The 14432-nt window shown below is 43.3% G+C and carries 12 protein-coding genes and 1 pseudogene; 7 read left to right on the top strand and 6 right to left on the bottom strand.

Going from position 1 to position 14432, the window contains the following annotated elements; all coding sequences use genetic code 11:
• Nucleotides 1–80: 80 nt before the first annotated feature.
• Nucleotides 81–323, top strand: a pseudogene (locus V7K97_RS01500) (aminoacyl-tRNA hydrolase); the annotation flags it as partial.
• A gap of 256 nt (nucleotides 324–579) precedes the next feature.
• On the opposite strand, the gene V7K97_RS01495 reads toward V7K97_RS01500, so the two are convergent.
• Nucleotides 580–924 (bottom strand): hypothetical protein, encoded by a 345-nt coding sequence (locus tag V7K97_RS01495; protein ID WP_334798940.1) that lies wholly within the window; start codon nucleotides 922–924, stop codon nucleotides 580–582.
• Nucleotides 925–1095: 171 nt separating this feature from the next.
• On the opposite strand from V7K97_RS01495, the gene V7K97_RS01490 reads away from it, so the two are divergent.
• A complete protein-coding gene (locus V7K97_RS01490; RefSeq protein WP_334798939.1) occupies nucleotides 1096–1230 on the top strand; it encodes a hypothetical protein in 135 nt (44 codons plus the stop codon).
• Between the two features lie 71 nt (nucleotides 1231–1301).
• Nucleotides 1302–2144 carry an SPFH domain-containing protein gene (locus tag V7K97_RS01485; RefSeq protein WP_334798938.1) on the top strand — a complete coding sequence of 281 codons (843 nt, stop codon included), beginning with the start codon at nucleotides 1302–1304 and terminating at the stop codon, nucleotides 2142–2144.
• On the opposite strand, the gene folP is transcribed toward V7K97_RS01485, so the two are convergent.
• Together folP and tpiA are read right to left on the bottom strand one after the other, a co-directional pair.
• A complete protein-coding gene (gene folP / locus V7K97_RS01480) occupies nucleotides 2141–3001 on the bottom strand; it encodes a dihydropteroate synthase (protein ID WP_334798937.1) in 861 nt (286 codons plus the stop codon). The two genes, V7K97_RS01485 and folP, sit on opposite strands and share 4 nt — an antisense overlap.
• A 52-nt stretch (nucleotides 3002–3053) precedes the next feature.
• Nucleotides 3054–3785: a triose-phosphate isomerase gene (tpiA, locus tag V7K97_RS01475; protein WP_334798936.1), complete on the bottom strand. Its 732-nt coding sequence runs from the start codon at nucleotides 3783–3785 to the stop codon at nucleotides 3054–3056.
• A gap of 586 nt (nucleotides 3786–4371) precedes the next feature.
• On the opposite strand from tpiA, the gene V7K97_RS01470 reads away from it, so the two are divergent.
• On the top strand, nucleotides 4372–5853 hold the full coding sequence (locus V7K97_RS01470) for a GTP-binding protein (protein WP_334798935.1): 1482 nt from the start codon (nucleotides 4372–4374) through the stop codon (nucleotides 5851–5853).
• 22 nt (nucleotides 5854–5875) lie between these two features.
• Here the strand turns inward: V7K97_RS01470 and V7K97_RS01465 are convergent, their stop codons facing one another.
• Together V7K97_RS01465 and V7K97_RS01460 are read right to left on the bottom strand one after the other, a co-directional pair.
• A complete protein-coding gene (locus tag V7K97_RS01465) occupies nucleotides 5876–6838 on the bottom strand; it encodes an aldo/keto reductase (RefSeq protein WP_334798934.1) in 963 nt (320 codons plus the stop codon).
• Between the two features lie 1208 nt (nucleotides 6839–8046).
• Nucleotides 8047–8259, bottom strand: a complete 213-nt coding sequence (locus tag V7K97_RS01460) for a hypothetical protein (protein WP_334798933.1) — start codon at nucleotides 8257–8259, stop codon at nucleotides 8047–8049.
• A gap of 253 nt (nucleotides 8260–8512) precedes the next feature.
• Between V7K97_RS01460 and nifH the strand changes: the two genes are divergently transcribed.
• The gene (nifH, locus tag V7K97_RS01455) at nucleotides 8513–9403 is read left to right on the top strand and encodes a nitrogenase iron protein (RefSeq protein WP_334798932.1); all 891 of its coding nucleotides are present in this window, start codon (nucleotides 8513–8515) and stop codon (nucleotides 9401–9403) included.
• 478 nt (nucleotides 9404–9881) lie between these two features.
• On the opposite strand, the gene V7K97_RS01450 is transcribed toward nifH, so the two are convergent.
• The gene (locus V7K97_RS01450) at nucleotides 9882–12011 is read right to left on the bottom strand and encodes a sensor histidine kinase (protein WP_334798931.1); all 2130 of its coding nucleotides are present in this window, start codon (nucleotides 12009–12011) and stop codon (nucleotides 9882–9884) included.
• A gap of 283 nt (nucleotides 12012–12294) precedes the next feature.
• Between V7K97_RS01450 and V7K97_RS01445 the strand changes: the two genes are divergently transcribed.
• Together V7K97_RS01445 and V7K97_RS01440 are read left to right on the top strand one after the other, a co-directional pair.
• Nucleotides 12295–13035 carry a RibD family protein gene (locus V7K97_RS01445; RefSeq protein ID WP_334798930.1) on the top strand — a complete coding sequence of 247 codons (741 nt, stop codon included), beginning with the start codon at nucleotides 12295–12297 and terminating at the stop codon, nucleotides 13033–13035.
• A gap of 120 nt (nucleotides 13036–13155) precedes the next feature.
• Complete coding sequence (locus V7K97_RS01440; RefSeq protein ID WP_334798929.1) at nucleotides 13156–14334, top strand: GNAT family N-acetyltransferase; 1179 nt, start codon at nucleotides 13156–13158, stop codon at nucleotides 14332–14334.
• Nucleotides 14335–14432 lie beyond the last annotated feature (98 nt).

The raw sequence follows: 14432 nt of genomic DNA, 5'->3' as shown, positions 1-14432 counted from the left end.
AAGCTAAGAACATCGGGAGCCGGATGCACAGAAATGGGCACGTCCGGATCTAACTGAGAGGTGCGGGAGATAATACTCCCCATCGACTCAACCAAAACTTTCCCCGTTTGCGAATCGGTATTGGTAAACCCAAAGATGCAGCTAATAATGATGATTCCCATACTATCTCTCATGTGCTGGGGCGATTTTCGGCAGCCGAAAATCAGCTGATGTCTCTGGTACTTCAGTTCGTAGTTGAGTGTATTGAACTAAGCCTCAAACAGGGAGTAGAAAAGGCGATGAATGTTTGTAATAGCCGCACCATTAATAATTCTGAGTCTTAGAGGTTGTTTGAAAAGTATTTAGCTGTGATTTTAGGCACTTCTAGATCCCCCCGAACCCCCCTTAAAAAGGGGGGAACCGGAATCAAAGTCCCCCCAAGACATCGGGGGGAGACCATAAATCCAGTTCCCTCACGCCACTTGCTACAACGGGGGGAACCCCCGCAACGCAGTGGCTCCCCTTTATAAGGGGAGGGTTAGGGTGAGGTAAAACCTTGGTTAATCAGCAGATAAGAAAATATGATAATATTTGCAGATTTTAAAAGTTGATTCTGCCCTCATTTAATAATTTATATCCAGATGCAAATGCTGCAAAAGCAATTATGAAATCCCACAAGCTAGTTGCCTTTAAAATAACTCCACCGCTTAAGAAAACTAGTACTATGCCAATGCCGAGAAGAATCCATCCAAAGTTACCAGTTTCTCTACGGAAAAAAACTAATGCAAATATACCTGCCATTGTTGCAAAAACTGAAGCTGTCGCAGGTAAGCTCCGGTAGAAATATGAATAGTAACCGCTAACAAATATGATGTTTTGACCAAAAAAGTATAAACCTGTGAAAAGTAAGATTAAACCTATAAGTTTGATTAACAGCCTGCCCATAATATTTTGATATTTTTAATAACTGATACTAATTATAACATGAGTATACTGGAGCTTTTAAGCCTACGAGATTTTATGTGGAATTAATTTAGCTTACGTGAATATACGTAATAAAAGCCCAGGTTGTCTGAAGATGTCAGTACAAGTAATGTTAATTACATGAAGTAGTCCTTGCCAGGGTTTTGTCAAGGTGCTTTAATAGCGATCGCATTCCGCAAAAATTTCCTACTTACAGCTGATGTCCAAGACACGCAGCGACTCAACATCGCTGGTGGTGTTCATAAAATTACAGAGTCAAAACATTAAGCTTAAAGATATGACAAGCTAGTAGCATATCTTTGACACTAAATTCTCCCCAAAGCTGAATAGGAGCATACATGGAGCCAATTATTGCTATAGTTTTAGCCCTTATAGGTTATGCCTTAGGTTCTGCAAAACTGATTAATCAAGGTAATGAAGCCCTAGTGGAACGGTTGGGGCGGTATCATCGAAAACTTAAGCCAGGGCTGAACTTTATTGTTCCCTTGGTGGATCAGATTGTGATGGAAGATACTACACGAGAGCAGTTTTTAGACATCAAACCTCAGAATGTGATTACCCAAGATAATATTTACGTAGAAGTGGACGCTATTGTATACTGGCGTATCAGAGATATTGAGAAAAGCTTTTATGCTATTGAGGATCTCCAAGGAGCATTGACACAGGTAACAACAACCACACTCCGGGAAATCATTGCCCAAAACACCCTAGAACAGACCAATGTCTCTAGAACGGAGATGGACTCAGCTATTTTAGACCAGTTGAATAATATAACGACAGATTGGGGAGTTGAGGTTCTCCGGTTAGACCTTCAGAGAATTACCCTACCTGAGAGTGTACGAAAGTCTAGAGAAGAGGAGCAAGCCGCCGTTATCAAAAAACGGGCGCTGATTACCGAAGCCGAAGGGGAAAAGGAAGCTGCCATCAAAAAAGCCGAAGGAACTATGGCTTCAGTGCAAATCATTTCTCAAGCTCTACGTTCCAATCCAGATAGTAGGGACATTCTGCGGTATCTGGTGGCTCAAGATTACGTAGATGCTAGCCAAAAACTTGGTGAGAGCAATAACGCCAAAATTGTCTTTGTAGACCCAGCCAACTCAACTGAAATGTTTCAGGAGTTGATTGCCGAGTCGATAATTACTGAAGGTCACGGCAAAAAAGCCGAAAATGGGAATACTTAAAAGTCATGCTGTGCTGCTTGTCTCAATAGTGCATCAGCTACTAGTGAAACATCGCGCATTTCTTGAACATCGTGAACTCGGAGGATATCAGCGCCATTAAAAATAGCAGCACAACAAGCTGCTGCCGTTCCCCAAACTCGTGCTTTGGGATCTGGTTGATTTAAAATGCGACCAATGAAACTTTTACGAGATGCTCCTACTAAGATAGGGCAGTTGAGTGCTGTTAGCGATCGCAAGCCGCGAAAAATTTCTAAATTTTGTTCATAGTTCTTAGCAAACCCAATACCAGGATCAATAATAATTTTATCCAGGTCAATGCCCGCAGTAGTTGCTGCCTCAATTTGCCGAGCCAAAAAACTATAAATTTCTGTGAGCAAATCTTGATAATCAGTTTCTTGTTGCATTGTCTGTGGTGTTCCCCGGATGTGCATTAAAATCATCGGCACATCTAACTTTGCTACCGTTGGCAACATTTCTGAGTCAAAGGTGCCGCCAGAAATATCATTAATAATATCTGCTCCCACTTCTACAGATGCCCTGGCTACAGCAGCACGGGTTGTATCTACAGAAATCGGGACTGAAATTTCTGGTCTTAGCACCTGTAACACCGATAGTATCCGGTCAAGTTCTTCCGCCAGAGTTATTTGCTTTGCCCCTGGTCGAGTTGATTGACCGCCCACATCGATTATGTCAGCACCAGCAGCTACCAGTGCTTGCGCCTGGACTAAAGCCGCAGAGGTAGTGTTAAACTCACCCCCATCACTAAAGCTATCAGGCGTGACATTCAAAATGCCCATCAAATAAGTTCGCTGCCCCCACTCGAAACAGCGTCCTCGAATTATCAAGTTGGTTGGCATAAATCTACATTAGGCATTCCCATGCAGAGCATGGGAACGAAAAGAAAGCACATTACACTAAGTGAAAATTCACAATCCGAGCGAAACTCTCAGGTTCCAAACTTGCTCCTCCCACTAAAACACCATCAATTTCTGGTTGAGCCATGATCTCATCAATATTATTCGGCTTAACTGAGCCGCCATACTGAATTGATACATTCGGATTACTCAACTGACTACGAATTAAGCCAATTATCCGATTCGCCTCCGTTACTTCACAAGTATCACCAGTGCCAATTGCCCAAATTGGTTCGTAGGCAATTACCAAATTATTCTGATCAATATCTACCAAGCCTTTGTCGAGTTGGAGAGCAATCACTGATTCAGTTTCTCCCGCATCTCGTTGTTGTTTAGTTTCGCCAACACAGAGAATTGGGGTCAAACCAAACCTTTGAGCAGTTCGGAGGCGTAGATTAACCGTGGCATCCGTTTCATTAAAGTATTGCCGTCGTTCGCTATGACCGACAATCACAAAGCGCACACCACTTTCTGTCAGCATTGGGCCAGAAATCTCACCCGTATAGGCTCCATATTCTTCCCAATGTACATTTTGTGCCCCCAGTTGGATGAGACTACCGTGCAAACTCTTGGACAAAAGGCTTAAATCAGTGAACGGAGGGCACAATATCACTTCTCGCCCTTGGGGGGTTTCCTCTAAGTGGGGCAGAAATCCTTGTAAAAACTCTTGGGTTTCTGCCTGAGTTTTGTACATTTTCCAGTTGCCGGCAATAACGATTTTCCGCACAGGTAATTTAGTCAAGATCCTAACGCGTTATATATTTAGATGCATTTTTCAGTTTATGACGTCTTGTTAGTCATTAGTCTATGAGTTGGGCATTGGGGATGGGGCATTGGGCACTTGTACTGAGCGTACCCCTTCGGGGATCTTGCTACGCGTAGCGTCTCCAAGAGTTGCCGTTGGCGCAGCCTAAGAAGAGAAGTATTGGGCATTGGGTAAAAATTATTCTTCCTCTGCCCCCTCCGTCTTATCTCGCCAAACCCTTGCTAAAAATAACTAGGATAGTAGACGGGGCGTATCTAAATAGGACTTACGCAAGAGTTATGGAATAACGTAGACGCTTCTCTACGAGACGCTACGCGAACGGCTTGCCGCAGGCTACCGCAGAGGCACGGAGAAGCCAGCCAGTGCGCCCTTGCGGTGACCCGACTTGTACCCCTCCGGGGATCTTGCTACGCAGCGTCTCCCCTTCTCCCAAAGGGAGAGGCTAGCGCCAAGGGAGAAGCAACTGGCGCGACACAGAGAAATCAGAGTTTGAGAGATATTTTGCGTAAGTCCTACTAAAATCTAAAATCTAAAATCTAAAATTAATATGACTTCAACATTGCCCATGCCTGAACCTCATCAAAGCGATTCCGCTAACACTGACGCAAATTCTACCAGTTGGGAGGAAGAACTGGATAGTGCGATTTTCAGTTTTGAAGACATTCAGACGGAACTGAATTATAAACAAGCACAAACGGCGCTGCGAAACTTGGTAGCCAATCTTGACCTCACCCCCCAAGAAAAAACCGGATTGGAGACAGAAATTGCTGAATTGGAAACCATGCTGGGAAAGTTAGACCGGATGGTGGTACAGATTGCGGCTTTTGGCATGGTGGGACGTGGGAAGTCTTCTCTACTCAATTCTTTGGTTGGGCAAACAGTATTTGAAACTGGGCCGCTGCACGGTGTCACCCGTGCTGCCCAAACAGTTAATTGGAGTATTAGTGAGGAGATGATTGGGGAAACTGAACGTGCTCTGCGAGTCACTCTCCCTGGTGTAGGTCAATCGCAGGTGGAATTAATTGATACTCCTGGGTTAGATGAAGTAGATGGTGCAACCCGTGCCGCATTAGCTGAACAGATTGCAAAACTTGCGGATCTGATTCTGTTTGTGATCTCTGGTGACATGACAAAGTTGGAATATATGGCGCTTTCTCAGTTGCGGGAAGTTGGTAAACCGATGATTCTGGTATTTAACAAAGTAGATCAGTATCCAGAAGCAGATCGGATGGCAATTTATCACAAAATCCGGGATGAAAGGGTGCGGGAATTACTCACGCCTCTAGAAATTGTCATGACTGCGGCATCACCATTGGTAAAGACGGCGATTCGTCGCCCTGATGGTACTAGGGGCATACAGTTGCGTGTAGGGAATGCCCAAGTGGAAGAACTGAAGCTGAAAATCTTGGAGATTCTACACCGTGAGGGTAAAGCTTTGGTTGCTCTCAATACTATGCTTTATGCCGACATTGTAAATGAGCAGTTGGTTGAGCGAAAACTGATGATTCGGGAACAGAATGCCAATCAGTTGATTTGGAAGGCTGTGATGACTAAGGCATTAGCGATCGCACTCAATCCCATAACTGTGGTAGATATTCTCAGTAGTGTGGTTATTGATATTGCTCTGATTTTGGGTTTATCTAAACTCTATGGCTTCTCAATGACCGAAGCCGGGGCTGTACAATTGCTACAAAAAATCGCCCTGAGTATGGGCGGTATCGGTGCTAGTGAATTGTTAGCAAATTTGGGCTTGAGTGGATTAAAAACCTTACTTGGGATCTCTGCAACCGCTACGGGTGGCATTGCCCTAGGCCCTTACATATCGGTGGCACTTACCCAAGGGGGAGTCGCTGGGGTTTCTTCTTACGGTATTGGACAAGTGACCAAAGTTTATTTAGCCAATGGCGCGACTTGGGGTCCTGATGGACCGAAAGCAGTGATCAATCGGATTTTGGCAAACCTGGATGAGACTTCAATTCTCAACCGCATTAAAGATGAATTGCTCCACAAAGTAAAATTCAGAAAATGATGTTAGGCGTGCTAAGAAAACATCAGGCTGACATCAATTGCTGGATGCGCTGTGGCTCCTCTCCCAGCCAATCGGGATTTTGGGCAGTGCTATCGAAAATTGATGAGGTTTTGAAAGGCTCAAACTCGCCGCGTGATGCCGCTTCTGTCGTTTTTGCTAAGAGCCTACGCACTTGCTCGTCGTTCATTGGCTGGAATGTTCGCACTGCTTCAAAAGCTTGCTCTAAAATCTCCATACTGTCAATTCCAGTAATCACAACCGATGTGGGCAGATTCAAAGCATAGTGTAAACACTCAATTGGCGTTACAGTTTTTGACCGTAAAAGAATACCATTTGCCAAGCTTTTCATCCCCAGAACGCCGATGTTTTGTTTCACAAGTTCTGGTACAACCAGCTTTGCAAAACTCCGGTAGTGGGCATCCATCACATTGAGCGGCATTTGCACTGTATCAAATTTAAACCCGTGAGTGGCTGCAACTTCCAGCGTATGTAAATGAATATGGGGATCTTTGTGCCCAGTAAAACCAATGTATCGAATTTTGCCAGCTTCCCGCGCCTCAATGAAAGCAGCATTCGCCCCTTCTTGGTCAAAAATTCGATGGGGATCTTCGTAGCGAATGACTTCATGGTGCTGTACAAGATCGATGCAATCAACTTGTAGGCGTTGAAGTGATTCGTCAAGCTGTTTTGCGGCTTCCTTCTTAGAGCGACCATCGATTTTCGTCATCAGGAACACTTTATCTCGGTAGCGATCGCGCAGTGCTTTTCCCATCCGAATCTCGCTGACTCCACCGTTGTAATCCCAACTGTTATCCATAAAGGTGATGCCACGATCAATGGCTGTTCTAACAATGCGGATAGCCATCTGCTCATCAACGTGTTTCAAGGCGATGTGCCAACCACCCAATCCAATGGCGGAAACTTTCTCTCCTGTACTACCAATAACTCGGTATTGCATTTCTGAATTTGACGTACTTCCTGACATCTGTTCTCCTTGTGTTTCAGCTACTACTTAAGTACATATAGCTGTGCGCCAATTCAAAAACAAGGGAAAGCTGACAATATCTTGCTGAAGATACACTTTTCAAGCCGATCAGCAAAAGACTGAAGAAGCCAAAATACCGATGGCAATTTGGAATGTGTGAGGTAAAGAATCGAGTTCATATTACCAGATGAAATTTTGTCAGTTATTTAATCTACTTTCTCTAGAAAAATTTTGAGCGCAAAAATAATAGGACTTACGCAAGCAAAATATCTCTCAAACTCTTATTTCTCCGTGTCGCGCCAGTCGCTACAACGGGGAGGCAGCGCGGTCTTGGGGGTTTCCCCCATGAGTGACTGCCGTGGGAACCCCCGCAACGCGCTGGCTTCTCTGCGCCTCTGTGGTTCGTTATTCCGTAATTCTTGCGTAAGTCCTGAAGAAGTTATGTTTTCATTGTCAAACATTAGTTTTAAATACTTTTGTCAAATACCCAAAAGTATCTAATTGCACAAATTGGCTATGATAAATAATTTCACTAACTAACAACCTGTAAGCGCATAACTTATGACTATTAAAGATCCTAATGATAATGTTCTGTTGAGTAGATAAATAATTTTAGATTTGGTGAATAAATTAGTGAGATGTATGTTATGGTTTTTATAGGAATCAAAACAGTGAAAACACAGAAAGACTTCAAGACAAGTTTGAGGCAAGCTCAAAAAAGTTTTTTTGCTCTGGTAAGTCCACTTCAATTCGCTACATCTTTTTGTAACAAAAATCTAAAACTAGATTGAGTAGGATAGTAGCCTTTGTAACAACTTGAAGTCAATGGAAATTTATCTGGGTATTAGCCAATAAGAGTTGGCTAACCTAGCTAGAGCATTACCCACCAAAGGCAATTACTCTTGGAGTCTGGGAATAAAGACTCTTAGTACAGCCTGACAAATCAATAGAAATCGAGAATATTTACTAACTGAGTCTTGCGGAAAAATTCATTTTTAACCGCGAACTAAGTTGAAGCAGTTGTTGATTTTCGGAATGAAAACTTCAAGCAGAATGGTGTAATTCCACAAGTTTCAGGAATTTAACCATACTGTCGAAAGTCATAAAGATATTGTCTAAGCCAGAGTATTAGGGGTTGCCTTTGCAGGCATTATAGTACTGCATCTGTAGCTACCACATTTAGGCTGGAATTTATCTTGCTGCATCAATCACGAAACGAGAAGCGCTATAGAAATTCTTGGCGACTTGACATCAGCAAAATCAAAGAAGTTGTAGCGACCATTTAAGAGTGGATTGCAATTTGGTTGGTTGTGTGGTTCAAGGAATAAATCTGCGTTCATTTGAATTCCTGCTGCAACCACTCTTGAGGCTTGAGCAACCATTTGGGATTCTGTTACAACAACTGACAATGCTGAAGTCATGGTTTCAAAGGCTTCGTTATTAGGAGATAGAGATTTTTTTATCCCTTAAGCGATGTCTGATGACAAGTCTCTCTGCGTCTACGCTTCGTGGGTAAATACATTCTGATAATAACCAGTTTTGTCAGGGTCCGATGTCTAGCGATCGCTCGCTACCCATCTATGCCAACAGACTCTACTTCCCTACAGCCCCAAGGGTGAATATCTCACATCAAGCTTCCGACTCATCAATTAAATCATTGTAGGAAACACAACCATGACTGACCCAAAGATTAGACAAATAGCTTTCTATGGTAAAGGCGGTATTGGTAAATCTACCACCTCTCAAAACACCCTAGCAGCAATGGCTGAAATGGGTCAACGCATTCTGATTGTCGGTTGCGACCCGAAAGCTGACTCTACCCGTTTGATGCTACACAGTAAAGCTCAAACAAGTGTTTTGCAATTGGCTGCTGAACGCGGCGCTGTAGAAGATATTGAACTCGAAGAAGTAATGCTGACCGGTTTCCGCGATGTACGTTGTGTGGAGTCTGGCGGTCCTGAACCTGGTGTGGGTTGCGCTGGTCGTGGTATTATCACCGCTATCAACTTCTTAGAAGAAAACGGTGCTTACAAAGATGTTGATTTTGTAAGTTACGACGTTTTGGGTGACGTTGTGTGCGGTGGTTTCGCTATGCCTATCCGTGAAGGTAAAGCCCAAGAAATCTACATCGTTACCTCTGGTGAAATGATGGCGATGTATGCTGCTAACAACATTGCTCGTGGTGTTCTCAAATATGCTCACACAGGCGGTGTGCGCTTGGGTGGTTTGATTTGTAACAGCCGTAACGTTGACCGGGAAATCGACTTAATCGAAACCCTGGCAAAACGTTTGAACACCCAAATGATTCACTACGTACCTCGTGACAACATTGTACAACACGCAGAATTGCGCCGGATGACTGTTAACGAGTACGCTCCTGACAGCAATCAAAGTAACGAATATCGGACATTGGCTCAAAAGATTATCGACAACAAGAATCTTACTATCCCCACCCCAATTGAGATGGAAGAGTTAGAAGATTTGTTGATTGAATTCGGTATCCTTGAAAGCGAGGAAAATGCTGCAATGCTGGTTGGTAAAACTGCTAGTGAAGCACCAGTCTAAAGTATTGCTAAGTAAATAATGGTCTAGGGTGGGCAACAGTCCACCCTTTCCCCTTTTAATAGGGCTTTTAGGGATTTCCAATAAATCAATTATCCATCTTGTGGGGTGGGCAACATGAGCGCCCCGAACATGGGACGGGTGGGGACACCCATTCCACAAGAAAATTTGGGATGTTTTTTTATTTGTCAGTCCCTTAATAGGAACATATAGCGAACGGACACGGAGGGAGTGTAAGACCGAGATTTCGGCTGTTCCCGGTGAACTGTCAACCCGACTAGAATAGGAACAGCTACGGTTGTTTGATTGCTAGAGAATCACCGTCCCTTTTAGGGCGGTGAGGATGTCAAGTGTACTTAGTCTGGTAAAACCTTGGCTTTAAAAGCCACCACTGAAACGGTGTTCCGTTCAGTGGGGGGTAGTTCGCACTAGTATTCAGCAACGCCAAACTTGTTTATTTTGAATTGGAGTGCAGCGACGATTACCTGTTGAAAGTCCCATTGGCACAAACCCCTCCTTTTGGAAGACTTACCAGGATAGTTTGTAGTGGTGAAAGACGAATCTCGCAAGTCTCATTCCCAAATAACAGCAGGGACTTCGGAAACTTCTCTTCGTCTACCTCAACTTTCACAGACTCATTGCTCCCCAAAGATGGACTTCCCCCAGACTCCTGTAGGTTGGGGTAACGGCTTGCTTTTGCCGCCTCATTCCCAGAGGAGAATCCCAGAACCCCGACATTTTCTTCTTTCTCTGGAACAGCTAACAGCGAGATATCAATCAAAGGTAAGGTAATTTTCAGTGTTGTACCTTGATGAAGTCCCGCACTCTCAAGAGTAATGCTGCCTCCCATGAGTTCGATTAAGTTTCGTGAAATCGCTAGTCCCAGTCCAGTACCTTCAAACTGGCGCGTGGTTGTGCCATTCACCATTACAAAGGGGCGAAATAGCTTGTGCTGTTGAGTGGGATCAATACCTATACCTGTATCTTTGACAGCAACTACCACCTGAGATTTACCACTACTAGATTGAATTTCTGTAGTAATGGTGATGCTTCCTGTGTCGGTGAACTTAGTGGCGTTGCCGATCACATTAATTAATACCTGCTTCAGTTTTCCCGCGTCTGCATTAACTGGTATCAGTTCAGAATCTAACTCACATTTCAACTGCAAGCCCTTTTGTTGAACATTAACTGATTGTAAATTGATTACCTCTAACAATATTTGTCGGAGGTCAATAGGTGTGGAGACGACTGAAAGTTTACCTGCTTCGATTTTAGAAATGTCGAGTAAATCATTAATAATACCTAGCAAGTGAATCGTTGTTTCATCGGCACGTTTAAGAAACTCCATTTCTTCTTCCCGGTCATCACATAAGCCATCTTCGACCAGGCGAATACAGTTAATAATAATATTTAATGGGTTTCTCAATTCATGGGAAGTTGTAGCCAAAAATTGGCTTTTAATCTGGTTAGCGCTTTTTGATTCTTTCCAAGCGATTTCCAGTTCTTCTGCGCCAGCTTTCAGCCGTTCTACCATTTGGTCTAATGCTTGGGCTAGTTGATTGAATTCCCGGATTTGAAAATTGTGCGGAACTGGTTGTGCGGCGTGGTGAGAGTGAATATTTAGAGCGTAGTCTCGCAATTCTTCAACAGGACGTGCTAAGTAAGGAGCTAGATATAGGGATACTACCAAACTTGCACCAATCAAACCAACCGTCAAAACAATGAGAATTAGTTTGATTTCCTCTAAACCAAAAAGCGCATTATCGACACTAGTAACAGCTAAAACTATCCATTTTTCCTGCTGCTGCTGGCTGAGTGGATTTGCAATATATGTATAGCCCGCTACTAGTTCTTTACCCTCAATAAAAGACAAATTTATTGAATCGTTTTGTCTGGCGATGGCATTTTTAATTATGCTCTTGAATTGGGAAGCATAAGGGTGCTGATTGATATTAGTTCCCACCCAGCCGGGGAATGGGTGCGCCAAAATTGTGCCATCTTCAGCAATCACTACCATAGCGCCCGTGAGCGATCCCGGCGGATTTCTGGTTTCTTGGTAGAATCCAGACTGAATACTTAAGCTGTAAACTAAATTTCTTCGGCTATCATAAACTGGTGCAGATAACACTAATTGCAGTTGATTTTGGGTGTTTCTTTTTCCAGTCATTCCTACCTTTGGCGGAAAGATTGCTTTAACATCAATTCCGTCACTAGGCAAAGGTAATCTCAATTCTCCAATTCCTTGATCCCCACAACTACTGGCAATTACTTTTTGCTTGAGGAGATTTGTTAATTGGATGCACTCAATACTGGCTGGAAGTTGTTGCCTTAACTGCGTGAGAATTTCTTGCTCTTCTATAGGCGAACGCGACGGAATCACCGTCGTTTTACTTACAGTCAGCAAATTAGCTTTTAAGATTGCGATCGCATCTCCAATTCTCTCACCTTTACTGATGGCACTTTCTGTTAAATTTTGACGTGCAGTTCTCAATATGCTAGAACGTGCCTTATTCAAGGCAACAAGCTCGCATATCAGTAAAACTGGAACGAACAGCAACAATATTCTCGTTACTAAAATTCGACGAAAGGAAGATTGACGGGAATTAGTCATCGAGTGTCTCACTTTGCATCGGCAAACCACAACAGCAAAGATATGTAATTAGAACAGCTAGATGAGACATTTTATTAAATTATCAGAACTTTATTTTCAATGTTTAAAAATAACAAATTGCTATAATTTAAAAAGAAACGTCCTATACAAAAAGTGATATATGCTCGATGTAAAAGCAATTTTTGTGGCATCTGAATACAGTGGTGAAATTGTAAAACAGTAGCTTGCAGGCAGGGATTTTTTTGAGAATCTACAAAAATATTAAAACTATCAAATCAATTTAATGTTGCAAGATCGTCCTCATACTACAGTTGTTTTAGCAATGAGTGCAGATGGCAAGATTGCAGATTTTAGGCGATCGCCTGCTAGGTTTGGCTCAAGGGTTGATAAAGCACACTTAGAAAAACAAATCGCTGCGTCTGATGCCGTTTTATTCGGTGCTGGTACTTTGAGTGCCTACGGAACAACACTTACCGTAACAGAGCCAACTCTAGTGACACATCGGGCGGAAGGAGGGAAGCCTCTGCAACCAGTTCATATAGTGATTACACGGTCTGCAAACCTCAATCCGGAAATTCACTTTTTTAAGCAACCAGTTAGACGCTGGCTACTCACGACAACAGAGGGGGCACTTTCATGGAAAAAACGCTTACAGACGCTTTCCTCAACTCTGGAAACCAGAGTACAGGAGCAACCTCCAGAATTTGAGCAAATTCTGGTTTTTGAAACACCAACACGAGAAATTGATATTTCCGCAGTTTTCAAACATCTAGCCACTCTACATATAACACGCTTGCTGGTCTTGGGTGGAGGTGAATTAGTCGCTTCCTTGCTGGAATTAGATTTAATCGATGAATTATGGCTAACTGTCTGCCCGCTAATTTTAGGTGGTAATACCGCACCCACAGCCGTAGACGGGAAAGGTTTTTTACCCGATTTAACTCCCAAGTTGCAACTTTTAGAAGTTCATACAGTTGAGCAAGAAGTGTTTTTGCACTATCGCCTGCAACGATCAGCAGATTAGATTACGCTAAATAAGGGATTGGGGACTGGGTATTGGGTATTGGGCATGGGGCATGACTTCCTCATCTCTCCCACTCCTAACTCCTAACTCCCCACTCCCCACTCCCTACTCCCCTAAAAAGTGGAACAACTGAAGCCTCGCTATTCTGTCGTTTGGACGAACAAAATCGCTGAAGTACCCCAAAATGCCTGGAATGCTTTGGCAATGCCACTCAAAACGCCATTTTTAGAATGGGAGTGGCTGAACAATATCGAAACCTCTCAGAGTGCTACGGCTAAAACCGGTTGGTTGCCAAATCACTTGACATTGTGGCGAGATCGAACGCTAATTGCTGCTGCGCCACTTTATCTTAAAGGACATAGTTCTGGTGAATTTGTTTTCGATCACCAATGGGCAGAGTTAGCCGATCGCATCGGAGTTCAATATTACCCAAAATTGCTGGGAATGACACCATTTACTCCTGCCGAAGGTTATCGGTTCTTAATCGCCCCAGGAGAAGATGAGGATGAAATCACAGCGATGATGGTACATGAAATTGACACTTTTTGCTCCAAAAATGGAATTTCTGGGTGTCATTTTCTTTATGTCGATCCCCAATGGCGTCCTACGCTGGAACGGCATGGCTTTACAACTTGGCTGCACCATAGCTATATCTGGGAAAATGCTGGCTTTAAAACTTTTGATGATTACTTGAAGGTGTTTAACGCCAATCAGCGCCGCAATATCAAGCGGGAACGCAAAGCTGTAGAAAAAGCAGGTTTGCGATTACAACCTCTGACTGGCGATGAAATTCCTCAGTCTTTGTTTCCCTTGATGCACCAGTTCTATGCTGACACCTGTGATAAATTTGGCTGGTGGGGTAGCAAGTATCTCACACAGAGGTTTTTTGAGCAGCTATACACCGATTATCGCCATCGAGTCTTGTTTATTGCTGCATATAGCGAGGAAGATAACTCTTATCCTTTAGGAATGTCCTTTTGTTTGTTTAAAGATGACAAACTCTATGGACGCTATTGGGGGAGTTTTCAAGAAATAGATTGCTTACATTTTGATGCTTGCTATTATGCACCAATTGAGTGGGCGATCGCTAACGGCATCCAAAATTTTGATCCTGGCGCGGGCGGGCGTCACAAAAAACGCCGTGGTTTCCCCGCTATGCCCAATCACAGTTTGCACCGCTTTTACAATAATCGTTTAGGACAAATTATTCGTCCCTATATTAAGGAAGTAAATCAACTCGAACAGCAGGAGATTGAGGCAATTAATGCAGAGTTGCCATTTAGTGAGAAAAATCCTTGAGTAATCTGTTAATTCAAAGGTGGCATCTTTGGCTCTACCTAAATATTTGTAGGCTACTTGACGAAACTCTTCAAGTCTGGCATTTTTCATGTTGGCAG

The organism is Nostoc sp. (genome assembly GCF_036917815.1).
Lineage (GTDB): Bacteria > Cyanobacteriota > Cyanobacteriia > Cyanobacteriales > Nostocaceae > Nostoc.
This window is presented reverse-complemented; position numbering and strand designations above follow the sequence as displayed.

Bases quoted from the DNA above. Each gene is read 5' to 3' on its own strand.
- V7K97_RS01465 (WP_334798934.1), bottom strand. From the start codon at position 6,838: ATGTCAGGAAGTACGTCAAATTCAGAAATGCAATACCGAGTTATTGGT.
- V7K97_RS01460 (WP_334798933.1), bottom strand. From the start codon at position 8,259: ATGACTTCAGCATTGTCAGTTGTTGTAACAGAATCCCAAATGGTTGCT.
- V7K97_RS01445 (WP_334798930.1), top strand. From the start codon at position 12,295: ATGTTGCAAGATCGTCCTCATACTACAGTTGTTTTAGCAATGAGTGCA.
- V7K97_RS01495 (WP_334798940.1), bottom strand. From the start codon at position 924: ATGGGCAGGCTGTTAATCAAACTTATAGGTTTAATCTTACTTTTCACA.
- V7K97_RS01485 (WP_334798938.1), top strand. From the start codon at position 1,302: ATGGAGCCAATTATTGCTATAGTTTTAGCCCTTATAGGTTATGCCTTA.
- folP (WP_334798937.1), bottom strand. From the start codon at position 3,001: ATGCCAACCAACTTGATAATTCGAGGACGCTGTTTCGAGTGGGGGCAG.
- V7K97_RS01450 (WP_334798931.1), bottom strand. From the start codon at position 12,011: ATGACTAATTCCCGTCAATCTTCCTTTCGTCGAATTTTAGTAACGAGA.
- V7K97_RS01470 (WP_334798935.1), top strand. From the start codon at position 4,372: ATGACTTCAACATTGCCCATGCCTGAACCTCATCAAAGCGATTCCGCT.
- nifH (WP_334798932.1), top strand. From the start codon at position 8,513: ATGACTGACCCAAAGATTAGACAAATAGCTTTCTATGGTAAAGGCGGT.